Source organism: Arsukibacterium sp., from assembly GCF_041616895.1.
Lineage (GTDB): Bacteria > Pseudomonadota > Gammaproteobacteria > Enterobacterales > Alteromonadaceae > Alishewanella.
In genome coordinates this window covers 1-21,191 of sequence record NZ_JBFJPY010000039.1, presented here as the reverse complement: position 1 = coordinate 21,191, position 21,191 = coordinate 1, and the positions used below count along the sequence as shown (strand labels likewise).

Annotated in this window: 23 protein-coding genes; 10 read left to right on the top strand and 13 right to left on the bottom strand. The window is 48.8% G+C overall.

Features of this window, described 5'->3' with window-relative positions:
- Nucleotide 1: 1 nt before the first annotated feature.
- Nucleotides 2–1,411, top strand: coding sequence for a nitrogen regulation protein NR(I) (glnG, locus tag ABY802_RS08585; protein WP_372626633.1), 1,410 nt, complete (start codon nt 2–4; stop codon nt 1,409–1,411).
- A 2-nt stretch (nt 1,412–1,413) separates the two neighbouring features.
- Here glnG and ABY802_RS08580 read toward each other — a convergent pair whose 3' ends face one another.
- Entirely contained in the window at nt 1,414–1,890 is a 477-nt protein-coding gene (locus ABY802_RS08580) for a Spy/CpxP family protein refolding chaperone (protein ID WP_372626632.1), read from the bottom strand.
- A gap of 131 nt (nt 1,891–2,021) precedes the next feature.
- Here ABY802_RS08580 and ABY802_RS08575 point away from each other — a divergent pair, with 131 nt between their 5' ends.
- The 3 genes from ABY802_RS08575 to ABY802_RS08565 are packed head-to-tail and all read left to right on the top strand — an operon-like array spanning nt 2,022 to nt 5,133.
- Complete coding sequence (locus ABY802_RS08575; RefSeq protein WP_372626631.1) at nt 2,022–2,717, top strand: response regulator transcription factor; 696 nt, start codon at nt 2,022–2,024, stop codon at nt 2,715–2,717.
- Between the two features lie 2 nt (nt 2,718–2,719).
- Nucleotides 2,720–4,114, top strand: a complete 1,395-nt coding sequence (locus ABY802_RS08570) for an ATP-binding protein (RefSeq protein ID WP_372626630.1) — start codon at nt 2,720–2,722, stop codon at nt 4,112–4,114.
- Nucleotides 4,111–5,133, top strand: coding sequence for an alpha/beta fold hydrolase (locus tag ABY802_RS08565; protein WP_372626629.1), 1,023 nt, complete (start codon nt 4,111–4,113; stop codon nt 5,131–5,133). The genes ABY802_RS08570 and ABY802_RS08565 overlap by 4 nt, the downstream gene beginning before the upstream one ends.
- Here the strand turns inward: ABY802_RS08565 and ABY802_RS08560 are convergent.
- A complete protein-coding gene (locus tag ABY802_RS08560) occupies nt 5,130–5,594 on the bottom strand; it encodes a tRNA (cytidine(34)-2'-O)-methyltransferase (protein ID WP_372626628.1) in 465 nt (154 codons plus the stop codon). The two genes, ABY802_RS08565 and ABY802_RS08560, sit on opposite strands and share 4 nt — an antisense overlap.
- Before the next feature lie 168 nt (nt 5,595–5,762).
- Between ABY802_RS08560 and ABY802_RS08555 the strand changes: the two genes are divergently transcribed.
- The gene (locus ABY802_RS08555; protein WP_372626627.1) at nt 5,763–7,628 is read left to right on the top strand and encodes a putative bifunctional diguanylate cyclase/phosphodiesterase; all 1,866 of its coding nucleotides are present in this window, start codon (nt 5,763–5,765) and stop codon (nt 7,626–7,628) included.
- On the opposite strand, the gene gpsA is transcribed toward ABY802_RS08555, so the two are convergent.
- From gpsA to ABY802_RS08535, 4 genes are read right to left on the bottom strand one after another with little or no spacing between them, the layout of a single operon-like run.
- Nucleotides 7,621–8,628, bottom strand: a complete 1,008-nt coding sequence (gpsA, locus tag ABY802_RS08550) for an NAD(P)H-dependent glycerol-3-phosphate dehydrogenase (RefSeq protein ID WP_372626626.1) — start codon at nt 8,626–8,628, stop codon at nt 7,621–7,623. The two genes, ABY802_RS08555 and gpsA, sit on opposite strands and share 8 nt — an antisense overlap.
- Before the next feature lie 4 nt (nt 8,629–8,632).
- Nucleotides 8,633–9,127, bottom strand: a complete 495-nt coding sequence (gene secB / locus ABY802_RS08545; RefSeq protein ID WP_372626625.1) for a protein-export chaperone SecB — start codon at nt 9,125–9,127, stop codon at nt 8,633–8,635.
- Nucleotides 9,128–9,146: 19 nt separating this feature from the next.
- Nucleotides 9,147–9,404: a glutaredoxin 3 gene (gene grxC / locus ABY802_RS08540; protein WP_372626624.1), complete on the bottom strand. Its 258-nt coding sequence runs from the start codon at nt 9,402–9,404 to the stop codon at nt 9,147–9,149.
- Nucleotides 9,405–9,406: 2 nt separating this feature from the next.
- On the bottom strand, nt 9,407–9,841 hold the full coding sequence (locus ABY802_RS08535) for a rhodanese-like domain-containing protein (RefSeq protein ID WP_372626623.1): 435 nt from the start codon (nt 9,839–9,841) through the stop codon (nt 9,407–9,409).
- 162 nt (nt 9,842–10,003) lie between these two features.
- Between ABY802_RS08535 and gpmM the strand changes: the two genes are divergently transcribed.
- The 3 genes from gpmM to ABY802_RS08520 all read left to right on the top strand — a co-directional run bounded on the left by gpmM (nt 10,004) and on the right by ABY802_RS08520 (nt 13,610).
- Nucleotides 10,004–11,554, top strand: a complete 1,551-nt coding sequence (gene gpmM / locus ABY802_RS08530) for a 2,3-bisphosphoglycerate-independent phosphoglycerate mutase (RefSeq protein WP_372626622.1) — start codon at nt 10,004–10,006, stop codon at nt 11,552–11,554.
- 11 nt (nt 11,555–11,565) lie between these two features.
- Nucleotides 11,566–12,729 carry a murein hydrolase activator EnvC gene (locus ABY802_RS08525; RefSeq protein ID WP_372626621.1) on the top strand — a complete coding sequence of 388 codons (1,164 nt, stop codon included), beginning with the start codon at nt 11,566–11,568 and terminating at the stop codon, nt 12,727–12,729.
- 107 nt (nt 12,730–12,836) lie between these two features.
- On the top strand, nt 12,837–13,610 hold the full coding sequence (locus tag ABY802_RS08520) for a divergent polysaccharide deacetylase family protein (RefSeq protein ID WP_372626620.1): 774 nt from the start codon (nt 12,837–12,839) through the stop codon (nt 13,608–13,610).
- A 95-nt stretch (nt 13,611–13,705) separates the two neighbouring features.
- Here ABY802_RS08520 and rpoH read toward each other — a convergent pair whose 3' ends face one another.
- The 4 genes from rpoH to ftsY all read right to left on the bottom strand — a co-directional run bounded on the left by rpoH (nt 13,706) and on the right by ftsY (nt 17,571).
- Nucleotides 13,706–14,566 (bottom strand): RNA polymerase sigma factor RpoH, encoded by an 861-nt coding sequence (rpoH, locus tag ABY802_RS08515; RefSeq protein ID WP_372626619.1) that lies wholly within the window; start codon nt 14,564–14,566, stop codon nt 13,706–13,708.
- Nucleotides 14,567–14,693: 127 nt separating this feature from the next.
- A complete protein-coding gene (ftsX, locus tag ABY802_RS08510; RefSeq protein WP_372626618.1) occupies nt 14,694–15,674 on the bottom strand; it encodes a permease-like cell division protein FtsX in 981 nt (326 codons plus the stop codon).
- Nucleotides 15,671–16,354: a cell division ATP-binding protein FtsE gene (gene ftsE, locus ABY802_RS08505; RefSeq protein WP_290611863.1), complete on the bottom strand. Its 684-nt coding sequence runs from the start codon at nt 16,352–16,354 to the stop codon at nt 15,671–15,673. The genes ftsX and ftsE overlap by 4 nt, the downstream gene beginning before the upstream one ends.
- A 2-nt stretch (nt 16,355–16,356) precedes the next feature.
- The gene (gene ftsY / locus ABY802_RS08500) at nt 16,357–17,571 is read right to left on the bottom strand and encodes a signal recognition particle-docking protein FtsY (RefSeq protein ID WP_372626617.1); all 1,215 of its coding nucleotides are present in this window, start codon (nt 17,569–17,571) and stop codon (nt 16,357–16,359) included.
- Between the two features lie 81 nt (nt 17,572–17,652).
- Between ftsY and rsmD the strand changes: the two genes are divergently transcribed.
- Nucleotides 17,653–18,246: a 16S rRNA (guanine(966)-N(2))-methyltransferase RsmD gene (gene rsmD, locus ABY802_RS08495; protein WP_372626616.1), complete on the top strand. Its 594-nt coding sequence runs from the start codon at nt 17,653–17,655 to the stop codon at nt 18,244–18,246.
- On the opposite strand, the gene ABY802_RS08490 is transcribed toward rsmD, so the two are convergent.
- Both ABY802_RS08490 and ABY802_RS08485 read right to left on the bottom strand, forming a co-directional pair.
- The gene (locus ABY802_RS08490; protein ID WP_372626615.1) at nt 18,243–18,848 is read right to left on the bottom strand and encodes a YjaG family protein; all 606 of its coding nucleotides are present in this window, start codon (nt 18,846–18,848) and stop codon (nt 18,243–18,245) included. The genes rsmD and ABY802_RS08490 overlap by 4 nt on opposite strands.
- Nucleotides 18,849–18,877: 29 nt before the next feature.
- Nucleotides 18,878–20,107: a hypothetical protein gene (locus ABY802_RS08485; RefSeq protein WP_372626614.1), complete on the bottom strand. Its 1,230-nt coding sequence runs from the start codon at nt 20,105–20,107 to the stop codon at nt 18,878–18,880.
- Nucleotides 20,108–20,413: 306 nt separating this feature from the next.
- On the opposite strand from ABY802_RS08485, the gene ABY802_RS08480 reads away from it, so the two are divergent.
- Complete coding sequence (locus ABY802_RS08480) at nt 20,414–21,004, top strand: DUF4136 domain-containing protein (RefSeq protein WP_372626613.1); 591 nt, start codon at nt 20,414–20,416, stop codon at nt 21,002–21,004.
- A 1-nt stretch (nt 21,005) separates the two neighbouring features.
- Here ABY802_RS08480 and ABY802_RS08475 read toward each other — a convergent pair.
- A partial coding sequence (locus tag ABY802_RS08475) for a DUF3833 family protein (protein ID WP_372626612.1) occupies nt 21,006–21,191 on the bottom strand: 186 nt, incomplete at its 5' end.

The following is a 21,191-nucleotide window of genomic DNA, read 5'->3' as shown; positions in this document are numbered from 1 at the left end:
GATGAGTGATACCGTCTGGATTATTGACGACGACAACTCAATACGTTGGGTGTTAGAAAAGGCACTGTCCCGTGCAGAGATAAAATGTGAAAGCTTTGCCTCGGCCGATCTCATGTTGCAACGGCTGGAATACGATCAGCCGGCAGTGGTGGTGTCCGACATCAGAATGCCGGGCACCGATGGCATGGCGCTGCTGGCCAGGCTACAGGACCTTGCTCCAGAGTTACCGGTGATCATTATGACGGCCCACTCCGACCTCGACAGCGCCGTGAACGCCTTTAAACGTGGCGCCTTTGAGTATCTGCCCAAACCATTCGATGTTAACGATGCGGTGGCGCTGATCAGCAGAGCGTTGCAACACAGCCACAGTAGGCTGGCAAAACAAAAACCTCAGGTTGCCAGCATTACTCCGGAAATCATTGGTGAAGCGCCGGCCATGCAGGAGGTATTCCGGGCTATCGGCCGTTTAGCGCGTTCCAGCATCAGTGTATTGATTAATGGTCAGTCAGGTACCGGAAAAGAATTGGTTGCCAGGGCACTGCACAAGCATAGCCCGCGGGCAGAGCAGCCGTTTATCGCCCTAAATATGGCGGCTATCCCAAAAGACTTAATTGAATCTGAGTTGTTTGGCCATGAAAAGGGCGCCTTTACCGGAGCAAATAACCTGCGTAAAGGCCGCTTCGAGCAAGCCGACAGCGGTACCTTATTCCTGGATGAAATTGGTGATATGCCACTGGATGTGCAAACCCGGCTGCTACGGGTGCTGGCCGATGGTCAGTTCTACAGGGTGGGCGGTCATCAGGCAGTAAGTGTTGATGTCCGAATTATTGCAGCAACCCACCAGAACCTGGAGCAACTGGCCCAGGAGGGTAAGTTCCGGGAGGATTTATTCCATCGCCTTAACGTGATTAGAGTCCATTTACCGCCACTCAAAGATCGCAAACAAGATATCGCTAAACTAGCCCAGCACTTTTTGCAGCAAGCTGCAAAAGAGCTGAATGTGGAAGCAAAAACACTAACTAAAGAAGCAGAGGAGTTTCTCAGTAAACTTGACTGGCCTGGTAATGTGCGCCAGCTGGAGAACAGCTGTCGCTGGCTGACAGTTATGGCAAGCGGCAAGCATATTGTGGTAGCAGATTTGCCGCCTGAACTTACCCAGCCGGCGAAAGCCAGCCAGAAACTGGCAGAGCAACCTTCAGGTGACTGGCAAAGCCAGCTGGCCAGCTGGGTAGAGGATAAACTGGCAGCCGGAGAGCAAAATATTCTGGCCGAAGCGAGCCCGGCATTTGAGAGGATAGTACTGGAGCAGGCATTATCTTTTACCCGGGGTCACAAGCAGGAAGCGGCCCGCTGCCTGGGCTGGGGCCGCAACACTTTAACACGCAAGCTTAAAGAGCTGGACATTGAGTAGTCTTAATGTCCTTGCGGCATATTCCGGTTATGCTGCGCGTGCTGCTTGCGTTGATGCAGCTTCCCGGCCAGTTGCTGCCGTTGTTCCGGTGTAAGCAATTGCTCGATTTGATGACGCAATTTTAACTGCGCTACCCGGGTTACGAGGCGCTGCTGTTGGTGTTGTTGCAGTAACGTTGTAACTGCCATTTCATCAAAGTAATCTGCTTGTATTAGCTGGCGCATGGCGTCACGCTGGCTGTTATCGCGCGGTCGTTTCGGAGTATCGGTACGATGCACTTTTATTAACTGCTGTAACTGTTGCTGTTGCTCAGGGGTAAGCTCAATACCGGCCAGCATTTTCTGGTAAGAAAAACCAGGCCGCGCTGACGTGTAAGACTTGTCAGCCTGCTCAGGCTTGCTATGATGCCCTGCACTAACAGGACTGTTTGCCAGTATCAGACTGGTTGCTATAACGATTAACGTAGTTGCTTTCATCATTTATACTCCGTGATTATGACCCTGATAGCTTAGCGGCTTAAACGCAAAGTAATGCAAAGCCCAGGTAAAGGTTCAGTAAAGACGCTGGCAGCAGAAGCTGCAGGTAATACACTGAACAAAAAGGAAACGATATGGCCGCTATCTTAATAATTGATGATGATATTGAGTTGTGTCAGCTGGTTGCTGATTATCTGGCACTGGATGGCTACCAGCTTGATATGGTGCACGATGGTCTTAGTGGTCTGAAAAAAGCACAAAATGGCAACTATCAGTTGATATTACTGGACGTGATGCTGCCCTCTCTGGATGGCCTGGGCTTGTTAAAGGCGCTTCGCAGTGATAATTATTGTCCAGTACTGATGTTGACTGCCCGGGGCGAAGACATTGACCGGATCATCGGCCTGGAATTGGGTGCAGATGACTACCTGGCTAAACCTTTCAATCCCCGGGAATTACAAGCCAGAGTAAAAGCCATCTTACGCCGGGTAGAGTTTGCCAATCATGACAATCACCCGGCAGGTCAGTTACTATCAGTGAATCAGGTCACGCTTAATCCACAAAATCGTCAGGTGCATTGCCAGGGACACAACATTAATCTGACCGCAACCGAATTCCAGTTACTGGAAATGTTAATGCGTCACGCTGGCCAACTGGTGAGCAAAGAAGCCCTGAGCCAACAGGTACTGGGACGGCGGCTACAACTGTACGATCGAAGCCTCGACATGCATATCAGTAATATCCGGAAAAAACTCAGCCAATTTGCCAATGATGAAAAAATTCAGACCCTGCGTGGCAGCGGTTACTTATTCCTATACGGGCCAGGCTAAACATGCTGCGCTGGTTAAACCCGATTAATTCTCTGGCCGGACGTATTTTTGTCTGGTTCTGGTTAGTGTTGCTATTGACCGTGGTGTTAACCCTGCTCATTTCACGCAGCCTGACCGACCCAACCGACATTCGACGCTTACCCGCTTCACTAAACCGGCAACTGCAAAGCCAATTGGCTCCGCTGGCTCAAAGTATTGATCTGACGAGTCTGATGCAACAGCTGGTCCGGGATAGCCGCAACCGTTGGCTGGTAATTGATAATACCAACCAGCAATTGCTCAATCCGGAAGCATTGCCGGCTCGCCTTGACCCCAATTGGTTAACTGAGCTGGCTCAACTAAACCGGCCCCGTTTGTTGCGCCATCTGAATGTCTTTATCGCCGGTCCTTTTGTGATTGAGGTTGCGGGCCGGCCACTGGCGCTTTACCAACTAAGACAACGCCCTCCTCAACCCTGGTGGAGCCTGCGGGCTTTAGCTGAACCGCTGATGGTATTATTGCTACTGGCTGTATCCGCTATCGCCAGCTTTATTCTGGCGGTATCTATCTCCAGACCCCTTAAAGAGCTACTACAACAAAACTTGTCTTTTGCTTCCGGTAAACTGCACAGCCGGGTCAGCCGGCTGGCAAAACGACGTGATGAGCTGGGCCAGCTTGGTCGTAGCTTTAATACCATGGCAGAGCGGATCAGTGATTTACTGCAAAACCAGCAACGTTTGCTGCGCGATATCTCACACGAGCTACGCTCTCCGCTTACCCGGGCTCAACTCGCGCTTGGACTGGCCGAGCAGCAACAAAATCTGCAACAGTTACCCAGGTTAAAACAAGAGCTGGAGCGAATTGATGCCATGTTAGATGAATTACTAACCTTTAGCAGGCTGGACGCTGGTCAGTATCAACTGGATATCGGCCCCTGCGACGTAACTGCAATGCTGATCGAACTGATTGCGCTAAACCAGGTGGAGGCTGACAGTAAACAACAACAATTGCAGCTTAGCGCACCCGACCACGTGTGGCTGAGTGCCGATGGCCGGTTGCTTAGCCGGGCACTGGAGAATATATTACGTAATGCCATTAAGTACGGCCCGCAGGACAGTATTATCAGCCTTACTTTGCAGCATCAGCCACAGCTGATTATCCTGCAAATATGTGACGAAGGCCCTGGCCTGCCTGAAGCTGAACTGGCCGCCATATTTGAACCGTTTTACCGGGTAAGTGACAGCCGCACATCACAAACCGGTGGTACTGGTCTGGGCCTGGCTATTGTCGCCAAAATTATTCAGCAGCATAACGGTACAGTCGATGCCTTTAACCTGCATCCTGGTTTAGGTTTACGGGTAACACTGCCATGCATAACATCCTTTGAATCAACGACTGAGTTAACGTCACCAATATGATACCGCCAATCAACGCCGCCATGGCAGAAAACACGTTTTCGCAACACTGGCAAAACCAGTTGCAGCCATTGTGGCAACGCTTTACTCATACTGATTTGATAAGCAGCGATCAAACCCGTCTGAGATACAGTTACTATTTGGCCGAAACCCGATCACAGGCCGTGGTGTTCAGCACCGGCCGCGTGGAGATGGCAATAAAGTATATTGAATTAATGCAGGAGTTTGTGGCTGCAGGTTATAGCGTATTTATTATTGATCATCGTGGCCAGGGACAATCGGCACGCTTACATACCGACCCTCATCTGGGTCACGTTGCCGATTTTCAGGACTATGTCCACGACTTCAACCAGTTTGTTACTGAGATTGTTCAGCCGACAGGGCATCGCCAGCATTTGCTACTGGCACACTCAATGGGCGCTGCCATTGCCTGTTGCTATTTACAACAGTATCCACACCCCTTCCTCGCCGCCATTTTCGGGTCACCCATGTTTGGTTTGGATGCAGGGCCAGTACCATCTTCGATAGCAACCCGCCTGATTGCCGGGGTTAGTTGGCTAAGGGCAAAGTTGAATTGGCAGAATGAGCGCTATTTTCCAGGCCAAACCGCTTATCTGGCTAAACCATTTGCGGGCAACCGCTTAACCCATAGCGCTGTCAGATATCAATGGCTGCAGCAGCTTTACCAGCAGTACCCGGAAAGTCAGTTAGGAGGAGTTAGCTGGGCCTGGCTTACTCAGGCCATCAGCGCCATGGCCAGAATACAAGTTCAGGCGCCAGCGTTTAGCTTGCCAGTGTTACTGCTGCAGGCAGCTGACGACCAGATTGTCAGTAATCGCGCTCAAAATAGCTGGTTTGCTCGTTTACCCATGGCCCTTTACAAACAAAAAACCATACTTTCTGGCGCGCATCATGAGATATGGATGGAGCAGGACAGGATCCGTCAACAGGCCATTGCTGCCGTCAATCAGTTTCTTGAAGGGCTTGAAGAACATAGCAAGCCGACAAAAGTAGAACGCTAAATCCCGCCGGCAAAATCATGTTGCCGCCAGGCTTCATAGCAAACGATCGCCACGGTGTTTGCTAAATTCAGGCTGCGCGCACCCGGCTGCATCGGCACCCGGATCCGATGCGCTGGAGGGATAGTAGCGCGCACGGCATCTGATAGCCCTGCTGTCTCTGAGCCAAAAAGTAGCACATCATCAGCCATGAAACGTTGCTGTTGATATGGCTGGCTGCCCTTGGTGGTCAGTGCCAGGATCCGTTTATCAGCCATTGCCTGGGCAAATGCCTGATAATCCGCGTAACGAATGACATTGGCAAGGTCATGGTAGTCGAGCCCGGCCCGTCGCAGCTTTTTTTCTTCAAAGTCGAATCCCATTGGCTCGATAATATGTAACCGACACCCCGTATTGGCAGCTAAGCGGATAATATTTCCAGTATTAGGTGCTATTTTCGGTTCAAACAAAGCAATATGAAACATAACGGCTGGCGCCCCGGTCACAAAAGCGAATAATTTACACGCTACGCCGCGTTATTAAAAGACGTCAATCAGTCTGTGCAGGCGAAATATCGTTATATAATTTGCTTAAACGCCGTTATGCCAGCTATATTTAAGCGGTATTATGTACATTACAAGGACGTATTTGCTATGCCACTGTCAGGTTGGCTGTTTGTTTTCGCCCTGTTGCTGGCCGTCCCGGCACAGGCAAGTATTGCTGCCAGTCTTTCAACTACTCCAGTTTCTATTCTGTTGTTAAGCTTCATTACCGGTATTATTGTTGCAGGCGCCGCAGCTACCTGGCGCTTACAGCAACTGCGGGCCAGCCAAAACGCGCAGCAAAAAGTAATACGCCAACTTCTGCACGATACCCGGGCTTTAGTTGCAGTGCTTGACCAGGATTGCCAGATGCTTGTTGCCAGTAGTGCGCTGGAGCATCTGACTGAACAACAAAATCTTTGTCAAAGCATGTATTTTGATCCGGCTGCTAAGAAGAAGGCCTGGCAGGATATTCAGCAAGTATTGCAGCAGCAGCGGAGCTGGCAGGGAGAAGTGTGGTGGCAGTTGCAAAACGATTTACTGGCGGTAAGCCTGACCATCACCCAAAGCGATAATACGGCCTGGCCTGCCGCCCGCTACCTGTTAGTCGCTCAGGACATTACTGAACGAAAAAGAGCCGATCAGCAACAACTTAACAACCTGACTCGCGATCCTTTGACCAGTCTTCCCAACCGAATTATGTTGGAAGAACAGCTCGCTACCAATATTGCTTGTTGCACTAACCAGCACCCGGCAACGGCACTACTGCTAATAAAGTTTAATCAGTTACTGGGGTCTGAGCCCAACGCAAGCGGACAAAGCAGTGCTAATCTTATAGCAGAAGCTGCAAAGGGATTACGCCAAGCGATTGCGCCCCAGTTTACCCTGGGCCGCTATAGCAGTGATAGCTTTGCCATTTTAGCTGCACCACACTTATGCGCCTTGCCAGTTGAACTGCCGCTTAACCAGCTGGCACACCAGGTCCTGATCCAAATAAACCAGTTTAATTTCAGCCGGAATCAGCATCAGGTATATGCCAGTATTGGTATCAGTCGCTTCCCCGAGGATGGCGCAGATGCAAGCGCCCTTATTCACAGCGCAGAGCGTGCCGTGCAAATTGCTGGCAGAAGTGGTACCAGCCAGTTTTGTTTTGCCGACAACCGCCTGCAGCAGCACGCCACTGAATACCTGACGCTGCAAACTGAACTTAGCAAAAGTCTGCATCAGGATGACTTCATGGTGTACTTTCAGCCCCAGCTAAGCATTAGCAGTAACCGGGTCGTTGGCTATGAGGCATTGCTTCGCTGGCATAATCCGAAACGGGGGATTATGCAACCGCACAGCTTTCTGGCTCTGGCAGAGCAAAGCGGCATGATTGTAGCCTTAGATCGCTTAGTATTTCGTCAATGCTGCCAGCAAGTACAATACTGGCTGCAGACAAATCAGCTTCGTGGCAGGATCGCGTTAAATATTTCCGTACAACAGTTTGAGCAGGCCAATTTTGTAGGTTTTTTCAGTGACACGTTGCAAGACTATAAACTCCAGGCCAGCTACTTTACATTGGAACTGGACGAACGGATTTTTCAACAACCGTTGGCAAACCTGCACCAGCAACTGAAAGCATTGAATGATTTAGGCTTTGATCTAGTATTGGATAATTTTGGTGATGGTGTCTCTTCACTGACCTCGTTGCGTCAGCTACCGCTGCATGGCGTTAAAATTGCCCGTAGCCTGATCCAGCAGATGGAACAAAAAGAACAACAACGTAATATTACTGCCAGTTTAATCCGGTTAGCCGGCTACCTGCAGCTTGAAGTGACCGCAAGTGGCATTGACAACGAAATGCAAGCCTACCTGTTGCATGTAATGGGTTGTGATAAGTTACAAGGAAATTTGTTCAGCAAGGCAGTACCAGCCAGTGAAATACCGGCATTACTGCTAAAAGAAAGTAAATTAATAAAGAAAGCCGCTAGTTAACTTCGTCACGTTTTTCCCGGCCAAGCAAGTCAACTGCCGCCAGTTTAACGTCTTTATTCTGGTATAACACCTGATATATCTGCTCCGAAATAGGCATCTCAATACCTACCCGCTGCGCCAGATTAAACACTTCTTTAGCGTTACGATACCCTTCTACTACCTGCCCTATCGATGCCATCGCATCGTCAACAGTTTTGCCCTGGCCCAACAGCAAGCCAAAGCGACGGTTACGTGACTGATTGTCAGTACAGGTAAGTACTAAGTCCCCCAGCCCGGCCATCCCCATGAAGGTATCTTTCTGGGCGCCTAACGCGCACCCTAACCGACTCATTTCTGCCAATCCACGAGTAATCAGCGCTGTCCTGGCATTGGCGCCAAAACCTATGCCGTCTGCCATGCCAGCGCCGATAGCAATCACGTTTTTAATAGCGCCGCCAAGCTGAACCCCGATAAAATCGGGGTTAGTGTAAACCCGAAAACTCTTTGCACAATGTAATAAGTCAGACAGCCGGCTGATAAAATCCTGGTCTACCGACGACAAGGTTATGGCAGTAGGCATGCCTGCCGCCATTTCTTTAGCAAAGGTAGGCCCGGACAACACCGCCAGGGCAACCTGCTCGCCCAGAATTTCACGTGCTACATCTTGTAACAGACGACCCGTCTCCGGCTCCAGACCTTTAGTGGCCCAGGCCACTCTGGCATTCGCTGGTATTAAAGGCTTTATCTGTTTTAAGGTATCAGCAAACGCATGGCTTGGCACCACGACCAGGATATCACGGCTACTTTGCACAACGGCTTGCAAATCGGAACTGACGGCTAAACTGGCGGGTAGTGGAATACCCGGCAGATATTTTTCATTACAACGCTGCAATTGCATCTGCGCAATATCATTGTGGTTACGTCCCCACAACGTAATGGCGTTGCCATTACGGGCCAGACAAATCGCTAAGGCGGTCCCATAAGATCCCGCCCCAAGCACCGCAATTGCTGCGCTGTCCATATTATTAAGCGTCAGCTTTCACGTCCTGACCATCGGCTTGACGCTTTTGCAGATATTGAGCAAATAGGGCGTCAAAATTCACCGGGGCCAGGTTTAACTGTGGGAAAGTACCGCGATTAACCAGACTTGATACTGCTTCACGAGCATAGGGGAATAAAATGTTAGGGCAGAATGCGGCTAGCATATGTGCCAGCTGAGCTTCTTCTAAGTCGCCGATAGAGAAAATACCTGCTTGCTGTACTTCGCACAGAAAAGCAGTTTCCTCACCTACCATAGTGGTCACAGTAAGGGATAAAATCACCTGATATACACCATCTTCCACTTTCTCACTGCGGGTATCTAAATCCAATTTAACTTCAGGTTTCCATTCTTTACGGAAAATTGCCGGCGCGTTAGGCGCTTCAAATGAAATATCTTTTACAAATATCCGCTGAATAGCGAACTGTAAACCCTGTGCCTGCTGCTCGTTTGCAACACCGTTTGCCAGTTGTTCGGCCATGAATAATTCCTAAATTAAGTTATGCGTTTAACAGTGGTTCTAGCTTGTCGGCTGCATGCAGCGCGAACATTTCATCGCATCCACCAACATGAGTTGTACCGATAAAAATTTGTGGCACCGTTGAGCGGCCGCCCGCTTTTTCAATCATTTCAGCACGGCGCTCTGGTTGCTCATCAATTTTCACTTCATGATAAGCAACGCTTTTTTCATCAAGTAAAGCTTTGGCGCGAACACAATAAGGGCAATATGCCTTGGTGTAAATAATCACTTCTGCCATGTTTACCTCTTTAATTTGACCACGGGCAGGCTAGCACCAGTCCAGGCCCCCATTCCACCCTGCAGCACGGAGACGTTACTAAAGCCTTGTTTTGTCAAGGCGGCAGCACTTTTCTGCGCAGTCATACCTGCCTGACATACCACAATAATGGGAGCATCTTTTTGTTTTTCAAGCCCGCTAAGTTTTTGCTCGCTGATTTGACTGGCAGCAATATGCCGGGCACCGGTGATATGACCTTTTTTAAATTCCTCTTCAGCACGGATATCTACCACTATGCCATCCTGACGATTGACCAGCATTGTCAGTTCAGTTGGAGACACCTGACGAATTGCCGAAAACCGTTCTTTTATCCAGCCGCCGACTATTATCAGAAAAATAACAACCCAGGCCAAACTCAGCAAAGGGTGATTCGTCACAAACTCAATAAACTGCGCCATAGCGTTATATTCTTACTCTGAACCAATTGAAGTGGCCAGAGTATAACGATTTTGTTCTAAGAAAGCAGCCCTTAAACGGTCAATCCGGACTGGAGAAAGTTAGAAAAAGCGGTAAGATACTAGCCTTGTCTAAATGTTCAGCTAAAAAAAACCGGAGTCAGTATGAAACACCCCAACACGCCCCTGGTATTATTAATTCTTGATGGTTGGGGATACCGTGAACAAACAGAGAACAATGCCATTGCCCAGGCTAGCACGCCGGTCATGGACCAGCTGTGGCGAGATTATCCCCATAGTCTGATTTCCGGCTCAGGTTTGGATGTTGGTTTACCTGATGGCCAGATGGGAAATTCAGAGGTTGGTCATGTTAACCTTGGCTCGGGCCGTGTGGTGTATCAGGACTTTACCCGGATAACCAAGGCCATTAAAGATGGTGATTTTTTTCAAAATCCGGTGCTAGTGGATGCAACCGCCGCGGCTAAAAAAAATGGCAAAGCGGTTCACATTATGGGATTGCTGTCTGAAGGCGGCGTGCATAGCCATCAAGATCATATATTGGCAATGATTAAGCTGGCAGAACAACAAGGTGCTGGTCCGATTTATCTGCATGCTTTTCTGGATGGCCGTGATACGCCACCACGCAGTGCCAAAGCGTCATTAGCTAAAATTGAACAGCATTTTGCCAATACTGGCAGTGGCCAGATTGCCTCTGTTATTGGCCGCTATTATGCGATGGACCGGGATAAGCGCTGGGACAGAGTACAGCAAGCCTATGATTTGCTGACTCAGGGGAAGGCTAAGTTTACTGCCACCAACGCAGTTTCCGCGCTGCAAGATGCGTATCAGCGTGACGAGAATGATGAGTTTGTCCAGGCCACCGCTATCCTTAACAGCGATAACCAGCCAGTACAAATGGCCGACGGTGATGCCCTGATATTTATGAATTTCCGTGCAGACCGTGCCCGGCAATTCAGCCGCGCCTTTACTGATCCTGGCTTTGATGGTTTTCACCGAGAGCGCAAGCCTGAACTCAGCAGCTTTGTGATGCTTACCGAATACGCTGCCGACATTGACGCACCTTGTGCTTACCCGCCAGAACCATTAAACAACGTACTCGGCGAATGGTTGGCTAAACATAACAAAACTCAGTTACGGATTTCTGAAACGGAAAAATATGCGCACGTCACTTTTTTCTTCAGTGGTGGACGCGAACAGGAATTTTCGGGTGAAAAGCGGATCCTCGTCCCCTCACCTTCAGTCGCGACCTACGATCTGCAACCTGAAATGAGCTCAGCTGAACTGACTGATAAACTGGTTGCGGCCATTCACAGCGCTGAATTCGACGTCATTATCTGCAACTACCCTAATGGCGATATGGTGGGCCATACCGGTGTGATGGAAGCAGCCATTCAAGCCGTGGAAGCGGTAGACCAGTGTATTGGCCGGGTAGTGGCTGCGCTGCAGCAGGTGGGCGGTGAATGTTTAATTACCGCTGATCACGGTAATGCAGAAATGATGCAAGACCCCAATTCAGGTCAGGCGCACACGGCTCATACCAGCGGCCCAGTTCCCCTGATCTATGTAGGTCGCCCTGCCACAGCAACAGAGGGGGGTATTTTAAGTGATATCGCGCCGACGATGTTGCAGCTGCTGGGACTACCTAAACCTGCAGAAATGACCGGTAAAGTATTAATGAAACTTAACCAAAGTTAGTCTGACAGCTGATGAATTTACGTTTGTTCGCTCTCACAAGCCAGCAGCCACGTTGGCTGCTGTTAATCTGTTGCTTAATGGGCAGTGTACCGGCGCAAGGCCGCCAGCAGACTGAACAGCAGCAAGAGCTTGAACAGGTTCAGCAACAGATAAAAGTAACCGAGCGCCAGCTAAAACAACAGCAAAAACAGCTGAATAAGGCAGAGCAACAATTACAACAGTCAGATCGGGCTTTAGCTAAGGCCTCAAGCCAATTGCAGCAGACTGAGCAGCAACTTGATCGCCTGGAACAACGGGGTAACGCGCTTAATACTCAGCAACAACAGCTTCAGGTTGAGCTGCAACAACAACAAAGCCAGTTAGCAGCACAATTAAAAAGCGCTTACAGTTTAGGTCAGCATGACTACACCAGAATGCTGTTAAATCAGCAAGATACAGGGAAACTGGAACGGGCGTTGACGTATTATCAGTATTTCAACAGGGCCCGGGTAACCCAGCTGGCAGAAATAAATAAAACCGTGCTGGAACTGGAACGGGTTAAAACGCAACTGGTAGAACAGCAACAGCAATTAGTCAGTGTTCTGAGTGAACAGCAACAGCAGCAGCAGCAGTTGCTGGCTGTCAAAGCCGAGCAGCAACAGGCGGTGAGTCAACTGCAGCAGATACTGAAAGAGCAGGGTAATCAGCTAAGTTACCTACGTCAGAATGAGTCAAGCTTACAAAGTACCATCGATCAGCTGCGGGCATTAGCACAGCGGAGTCTGGATCTGTTGGGGTTAACTGCGAATAAAGGCAAGTTACGCTGGCCGCTTAACGGCGCGTTGTTGCAAGGTTTTGGAGAAAACCGGCAGGGCGGGATGCGCTCCCGCGGTATTTTAATTCAGGGACAGGAAGGTAAGACCGTACAGGCAATAGCAGATGGCAGAGTTATTTACGCTGACTGGTTAAAAGGTTATGGCTGGGTCATTGTGCTGGACCATGGCGAGGGCTTTATGAGCCTTTATGGCCATAACCAGAATATTTTAAAGCAACCGGGCGAGCAAATCATCGCAGGCGAAGCTATTGCGCTGGTAGGTATGAGTGGCGGCCAGGCCAATGCCGGTCTGTATTTTGAGATAAGAGAGAAAGGCGATGCCGTTAACCCTCTGACCTGGTTAAGCAAAAACAAGGGTTAAAAATGTCTTGCGAGCAGGGGTACCTTACGCCAATATAGGGTGCAAAAGCAGGATGATCTGGCCACTATGTGTTGGCAGCAGAACGGGTAAACAGGAAAAATAACCGCGTGCGTATAATTTTATTTGGGTTGGCACTGACGGCACTACTCAGTGTAGACGTCATGGCAGAAAAGCCGCGTATTGCCATTATTATTGACGATATCGGTTATCAGAAAGCCGACTTAAAAATGGTATCGTTGCCCTATCCCCTGACATTATCGGTATTACCTCATACCCCGTACGGTCCAAAATCGGCGCAACTGGCGTTTTCGCAGCAAAAAGATGTGATGCTGCATATGCCGATGGAAGCCAATAATAGCAAAAGGCTTGGTCCTGGGGCGTTAACCCGGGATATGAGCCGGCAGCAAGTACGTGACGCCCTGCAACAGGCGTTGGCAGATATCCCTTATGCCATTGGTGTTAACAACCATATGGGCAGTTTGTATACCGAACTGGACCAGCCGATGGCCTGGACCATGGAGTATCTGCGACAACGCCAGCTGTTTTTTGTTGACAGTCTGACGACGCCTCAAAGCAAAGCACGCTTATATGCCCGCCAATATGGTGTGGCCAGCTTAAGTCGCCATGTTTTTCTGGATAATGATTTGTCGGAAGTTGCTTTGCAGCGCCAGTTTCAACAATTATTGCAGATAGCCCAGCGTCATAAAGTGGCGATTGCTATTGGTCACCCTTACCCACAAACCTATGAGTTCCTGAAAAAAAACCTGCCGTTATTAAATAAGCATGGGATTGAGTTAGTCAAAATATCTGCATTGTTACCGCGGGAACATGACGTGGTTGCGGCTGGCTTCACTGCCCCGGCTATTTCAGCACCGCAATAACCCATTCAAGACCCAATTTCTGTGCCTGAATAAAAAAACCTGCCTCGGCAGGTTTTTTTGGCACATTAAGTATTACACTGGCAATAGCGAACGGGTTAACTTAGCGCAGAATGCAACTTTTTCATGGCATTTTTCTCAAGCTGGCGCACCCGCTCAGCAGACACCTGATAACGCTCTGCCAGTTCCTGTAGCGTGAGTTTGTTGTTATCCAGCCAGCGAGCACGAACAATATCCTGACTGCGATCGTCCAATGTGCGCATCGCGGCTTGTAACCGATCTGCTGCAGCAGTGTCCCATTGCTCGTCTTCAACCTGAACGGCCAGGTCAGACGCTTTATCCTGCAAATAGTAAACCGGTGCAGTAAAAGCAGAATCATCGTCCTCATCCGGAGCGTCGTACGGCATATCATAGTTGCTCATTCGGGATTCCATTTCCCGCACTTCGTGTTCCGCAACACCCAGCGACTCAGCAACGTGCGTCACTTCATCCTGATTGAACCAACCCAAATGCTTTTTTGCTTTGCGTAAATTAAAAAATAATTTTCGCTGTGCTTTGGTCGTTGCGATTTTAACGATACGCCAGTTCTTAAGCACAAACTCATGTATTTCAGCTTTAATCCAATGCACAGCAAAGGATACCAAGCGCACGCCTACGGTCGGGTCGAACCGCTTGACGGCCTTCATTAAACCGATGTTACCTTCTTGCACCAAATCGCTGATAGGTAAGCCGTAGCCTGAATAACTGCGGGCGATATGAACGACAAATCGCAGGTGAGACATAACCAATTGACGGGCCGCTGTAAGATCACCGTCTTGCTGCAGACGTTCAGCTAAACTGCGCTCCTGCTCAGCTGTTAACATTGGTATCGTACTAACAGCGTGAGTGTATGCCTCAAGACTGCCACTGGCTGCGACGGTAAGCGGCATAAATTCTGATTTATCTGCTAAGGTTGTCATGTTTTGCCAATCCTGTTTCAATCGAATAGGTGGATATTAGCACTCTTTACGCAAGAGTGCTAATTGTCGATCAGAAGTTTTTGAGATCTGGTTATTCTAAAAGTATTTCTTTAATAATTATTTATTATTAAGGACCAGTAGGTTCAATGGCACTGATATGTCGGCGCACTGACAGATAGGACCCCACCAGCCCAAGCAATACTGCAATTAACAGTAAGGTTATAAACTCACTGAAGCTCATCGCCTTTAGGCTGAAATCGCTTTGGTAGAGCGCTGTGACATTGCTGATCGCACTTTGCAGCCACCATAACATCAGCTCCACCACCAAAAATGCCAGCAAGCCACCAAAAATACCAAACCAAACCCCGGTGTACAGAAAGGGTCGTTGGATAAAAGCATCCGTTGCACCAACCAGCTTCATCACTTCAATTTCGTCTTTTTTATTCATGATAGACAAGCGGATAGTATTACCGACAATCAGTAACACGGCGCTTAACAATAGCACGGCGATAATGGCTACCGCTTGTTGCAACATGCTGACAATTGCATTTAATCGGGTAAGCCAGTCAATATCCAACTTGGCAAACTCAACCACCCGTTCAGCACTCAGTCTTTCTAGCAGCGTTTCTGCTGCCTGCGGAGCGGTATTCTTCGGCAATACCCGTATAACATCGGGCAATGGGTTACTATCCAGATAATTCAGTGCCGCGCCAAAACCTGATATTTCCTGAAACTCCGTCATCGCTTGCTGCTTGCTGACAAAAACCACCTGCGCCACGTCGCGATCAGCCTGCAAAATCGTGACCAGACTTTGCACCTGATTGGCCGGGGTTTGGTCACGAATATACAAGCTTATTTCCGCTGCCTGAGTAAAGCTGCTGCTAATTTGCTGCATATTCTTCACTAGCAGATGCAAGGTAGCAGGAAGCGTTAAGCTAACACCCAGCACCGCGATAGTTAATATGGACGCAGAAGGAGTTCGCCATAATTCGCCCAGACTTGCTACTGCCTGGCGGGCATGATTAAGCCAGAACATGATAAAACGCCGCAATAACCCTATCTTCTTGGCTGCCGCGCCGGTTGCCCGTCCGGTAAACAGAATACTCATACCGGCTCCTGGTATTGCAACAAGCCATCGTTAATCATTCGACCTTGTTTTAAGGTCAGGGTGCGGTATTTCATTCGTGCCACCAACCCCAGGTCATGGGTGGCGACCAATACCGATACGCCCACCTGATTAAATGCCTCGAACACCCGCATGGTGTCTTTTGATAAATCCGGGTCAAGGTTACCGGTTGGCTCATCAGCCAGTAATAATGGCGGCTTGTTCACTACAGCCCTGGCAATACCAACCCGCTGCTGTTCACCACCGGATAAGGTTGCGGGCAAACAGCGCACTTTATCCAGCAGCCCCACTTTGTCCAGTGCCGCATGCACCCGTTTTACCATCTCTTTGCCGGTGAAGCCTTCAATTACCAGCGGCAATGCGACATTGTCAAATACGGTATGATTCATCAACAAGCGATGGTTCTGAAAAATAATGCCAACGTCACGTCTTACATAAGGGATCTGGCTGCGTTTAATCCGGCTTAACTCAATATCGTTAATTAATACCCTGCCGGCACTGGGTCGTTCAATCAGGCTAATCAATTTTAACAAGGTACTTTTGCCGGCACCAGAATGGCCGGTTAAAAACGCCATTTCACCTTTCTCTAACCGAAAACTTATCCTGTCCAGCGCGACGAAACCACCCGGATAGCTTTTACTGACCTGATCAAACTGCAGCATGGTTAGTGTTCCTTACTAAATAAGGCTTTGATAAAGTCCTGGCTGTTGAACTGGCGTAAATCATCTATTGCTTCACCCACACCAATATAACGAATAGGTACCGTAAACTGGTTGGCAATGGCAAAAATAACGCCGCCTTTTGCTGTGCCGTCCAGCTTGGTCAGGGTGATCCCCGTCAACGGTACGGCTTCATTGAATAATTTTGCCTGACTTAACGCATTTTGCCCGGTCCCTGCATCAAGTGTCAGCATCACTTCGTGCGGTGCGGCACCATCAATTTTTTGCAGTACCCGGACAATTTTCTTTAGCTCATCCATCAGATGGGCTTTGTTTTGCAGGCGACCGGCCGTATCCGCGATTAAAATATCAACCTTGCGGGCTTTTGCTGCCTGATAGGCATCAAAAATTACTGACGCACTGTCAGCACCGGTATGCTGAGCAATCACCGGAATAGCATTGCGCTCGCCCCAGACCTGCAGTTGCTCGACTGCCGCCGCCCTAAACGTATCGCCCGCGGCCAGCATCACTGACTTGCCCTGCTGGCGAAACTGCTGCGCCATTTTCCCAATGGTAGTGGTTTTACCCACACCGTTGACCCCAACCATTAAAATCACAAACGGACCGGCTGGATTGTTAGCGACTAAAGGTTGCTCAACCTTACTCAGCAGTGCTGCCATGTCCAGTTGTAACTGATTAAACAGCAGTCCGGCATCTTTCAACGCTTTACGATTTGCATGTTGAGTAAGCTGAGAGATCAATTGCTGGGTGGTATCCATACCAACATCCGCCATAAGCAACTGGGTTTCCAGTTCTTCATACAGCTCATCATCAATTTTTTTGCCACTAAATAACCCGGCAAGACCGTCTCCCAGATTTTGGCTGGTTTTGGCAAGCCCTTGCTTTAACCGGCTGAAAAAACCCGCTTTTTTAGCAGGTGATTCCGGCACAGGCTTGTTACTGGCAACAGACGGCAGCACCGTATTCTCAGACGATACACTCGGCTGTTCAGCAGCGTGCTCAAGTGGCTGCTCTGGTGTAATTTCAGTCTGCCCCGGCACTGGCGCTGGTTCAGCAATATCGTGCTCAGGGTCAGCATGTTCAGGGGAAGCCTGAGCATCTTGTGTTGATTTAGCAGACTCTTTCGCAGGTTCGGCTTCTGCTGGTGGTGTTTTTTTACCCAGGCCAAGCCAGGAGAAAAGATTTTTCTGTTTTGTCATAAGCTTTTGTGTCGAAGGCAGTATTCAGGATAAAATTGCTGCTAATACTATCACCTTTAACTCGCAGGCAAAACGGAAACGATGAAACAAGCTAAAACCGCTAAAAGTAAAGCTGGCCAGCCTGGCTTTGTCAGGATAATCAGCGGTCAGTGGCGGGGTCGCCGTTTGCCCGTCGCCGACGTTACCGGCCTTCGTCCGACCACTGATCGGGTGAAAGAAACCTTATTTAACTGGTTGATGCATGATATCCACGACAGCACGGTGCTTGACTGCTTCAGCGGCTCAGGTGCCCTCGCATTTGAAGCGCTGTCACGTTACGCCGCTTTTGCCACCCTTATTGAAAAAGACCCAGCTCAGGCCAAACGACTTCAGGGGCTGCTTGCTAGTTTAAATGCCAGCCAGGCCGAGGTGATAAACAACGATTGCTTACGATTTCTGACACAGCCGGCAAGCCGCCAATACCAGATAGTATTGGTCGACCCGCCTTTTCGGCAAAATCTGGCCATTCCCTGTTGCCAGCTGCTGGAGCAGCACGGCTGGCTTAGCCCAAATGCCTTAATTTATCTGGAAACCGAAAAGGAATTACCAATGACCGATATTCCTGCTAACTGGCAACTTTTAAAAGAAAAGATTGCCGGTCAATTGGCATACAGACTATGGGGTAAATCGTCTTAGACTAGCTCCATGCCCAAATTGGTCAGGCCCTGTTCTTGCACCCAGGCTTTTAACAGCAGCATTTGCTCACGCTCTATCTGCTTCATTGGGCTGACCAGCTCGATAAGTTCAGCCAGACATTCCATCTCATAGGCCATCAAGGGATGATCCCTGACATGTTTCTTTAGCTCATTTTCACTGGTAATATCTTCATCTTCAGCCTGATGCTCAATCAGCCGCGCCACGGTAGCCTGAGATATTTTGGCTACATTAATAAATTCGCCGCTGTCTTGCTGGCTAATACCGTTGAACATCGCATCCAGTGCAGTGGCACAATCTACCGCCGGATAGACCCCAAACATTTGAAAATGATTAACTTCCGGGATCAGTGGCTCCAGTTCTTCTGCCAGCCGGGGAAAGTTAATTTTAGCTTTTTTAACGGTTAACCACTCCCAACTTAAATCCAGCATATGTCTAAGCGCGCCAGCGTCGCCAAACTCGCTGACTTCGCTGAACAACTGATAATTTGGCAACATGCGCTCAAGCAAACAGGCTGCAATGGCAGCCTGTTGATAAAACCCCAGATCACGCATCAACTGGAAGTTATTTGCTTTTTGTTTCATACCACTCCTGAGCGGATTAAAGGCTGGCTTTAACCCGATACGGCCAATTGTTTCTGGGCGTATTCAAACTTAAGCTTATATTCCATAATTTTCTGTTCCAGCTCGCTGGTATGCTGCTGGTTCACTTCATCCTGCTCAGCAAGTTGCGAACGCAGCTGCCGAATCATTTCCCGGCTTTGATCGGCTTCATATTGCTGCTTTTGCTCGGCCGCTTGCTGCCGGTTCACGGCATGGTCTAACTGACTTTCCAGTTTCTTAGTCCGGCTTTGGCTGTGCGTCAACATCTCGTTGATATTGACAAACTCCGCCTGCAAACGGGTTAACTCAGACCCAAGCTCAGCACTGCTATCTGCCAGCTCGCTACGATGCTGTTCAAACTCACTGATCTGCGCTTGCAGGGTTTCGCTATGAGCTTCCAGTTCGGCAAGTTGCGCTTTTAACTCATCATGCTGTTGTTGCTGCTCTTCGAGTAGTTGATTACGTTCTGCCAGTTGCTGTTCCAAATCACGGACTTGCTGCTGACTTATTGCCAGCGCTTGCAGTTTATCTTGCTGTGCCTGAGTTTGTTCTTCTGCAGTTTGTTGCAAGGCCTGATAGCTTGCTGTCAGCTCACTCAATTGCTCAGCGTTATGCTGTGCTTCATGCTGTTGTTGCTGCAAGCTGGTTTTCATGTGCTGCAACGCCAGTTTACTTTCATGGGCCTGAGCACGGGCTTGTTCGAGCTCTGACTGCAGCTGAGTAAGCTCTTCAGGATCGGCCGCGCTTTGCTGCGCACTTTGTAATGCCTGTTCAGCCTGTTGCGTCTTGCGTTGTTCCAATTCCAGCTCTTTGGTTAATTCGGCCAGCTGCTGCTCAAGACTTATTTCACGTTCACTTAACGAGGCGTTATGTTGCTGTGCTTTTTTCAACTCACCAGCCAATGCTGCAATTTGCTTAGCTGTTTCCGCAGACTTCTGCTGCAACTCAACCAATTCCTGATTGTCGTTAGTGGCTACTGGCGTCGCTAAATCAAGTTGCTGTTTGGTTTGCTGCCAGTCTTTAAATAATTTCTGGTAGGCTTGTTCCTGTTCGATTAAGCGCTGCTGCCACTGACTTTGCGATTTCGCCAGGATCTGCGCACTATAGCCTTGCAATAACTGCTGCTGCTCATTCATCAGCTGTTTACCGAAGTCGACCAGACTTGCGGCAAGCTGCTGCTGCGCTTGATTTTCCAGTTCTGCTGCGAGCTGTTGCTCGTTGTTATTATTATTTTTTTTCACTGCATTCATGTTCTGGTCTCGAATTAAACAGCCGCCCCGGCTGTATACTATCAATGTTGTGCCGAGATCCCTGCCGCACGTTATCAATGAGTGTAATATGAGTTGAGAATGATAGCTAACGCTATTGTATATTTTGTCCTCAATCGTTTTAACACACTTTGCATGCCTTAATAAATATCAGGGTGGCCAAATTAATGTCGTGATTTAAAAGTTTACTCACTTTACCGGGCTAAAACCATACTAAACTCAAAGCAACTTAATATCGTACTATGGGTCTTAAGTTGCAGGCTGTAATCAGAGGAATAAATGATGACCAACATATGTACAACAGTACTTTTAAATCGTAATTTTTTGACTGCCACTTTGCTGGCACTCACATTGACGGCTTGCTCCAGCAATCCTACGGTTCGCTCTGATCAAGCCACCGATGTCAATTTTAGTCAGTATCAGACCTTCTCTTTTGTTGAAGAGTTAGCAACTGATCGTGCGGGGTATACCACATTAGTAACTCAGCATTTTAAAGATGCTATTAGCACAGAACTGGCTGCCCGGGGGTTACGTTATGTAGACTCAGAGCCGCAATTATTGGTTAACTTTAATTCTAATGTGACAAGTCGTTCCGAAACGCGCAGTACACCAACCCCGAGTTACCATTATGGTTATTACCACTATCGTCGTGGCATTGTGTATGCTGGTTTTCCGGTTTACAGCAACGACGTCAGCACGGTGCATTATAAGGTAGGCACAGTAAATATTGATTTAGTTGATGCCGCAAAACGCAGGTTAATTTGGGAAGGCATTGCTGAGGGGACGTTAAAGCAGAATGACCTGGAGCAACCGCGCGAAGCTGCTGCCCGCACCGTTGCTCTAATTTTTGAAAAGCTACCAACCAAGTAACTTAGTTTGCTGCGATCTCGGCAACTTGCTGTTTTAACGCTGAGCAATCGGCTTTTGCATCAAGTTGCTGGATCGACAACGTAAGTTCTGCGACTTTAAAGCCAAACTTGTGCAATGTGGTCCGGTTTATCAGGTTTTTTTCATCAACCAGATGCAGCCAGTCTTTCACGGTGACATCCAGTGTATC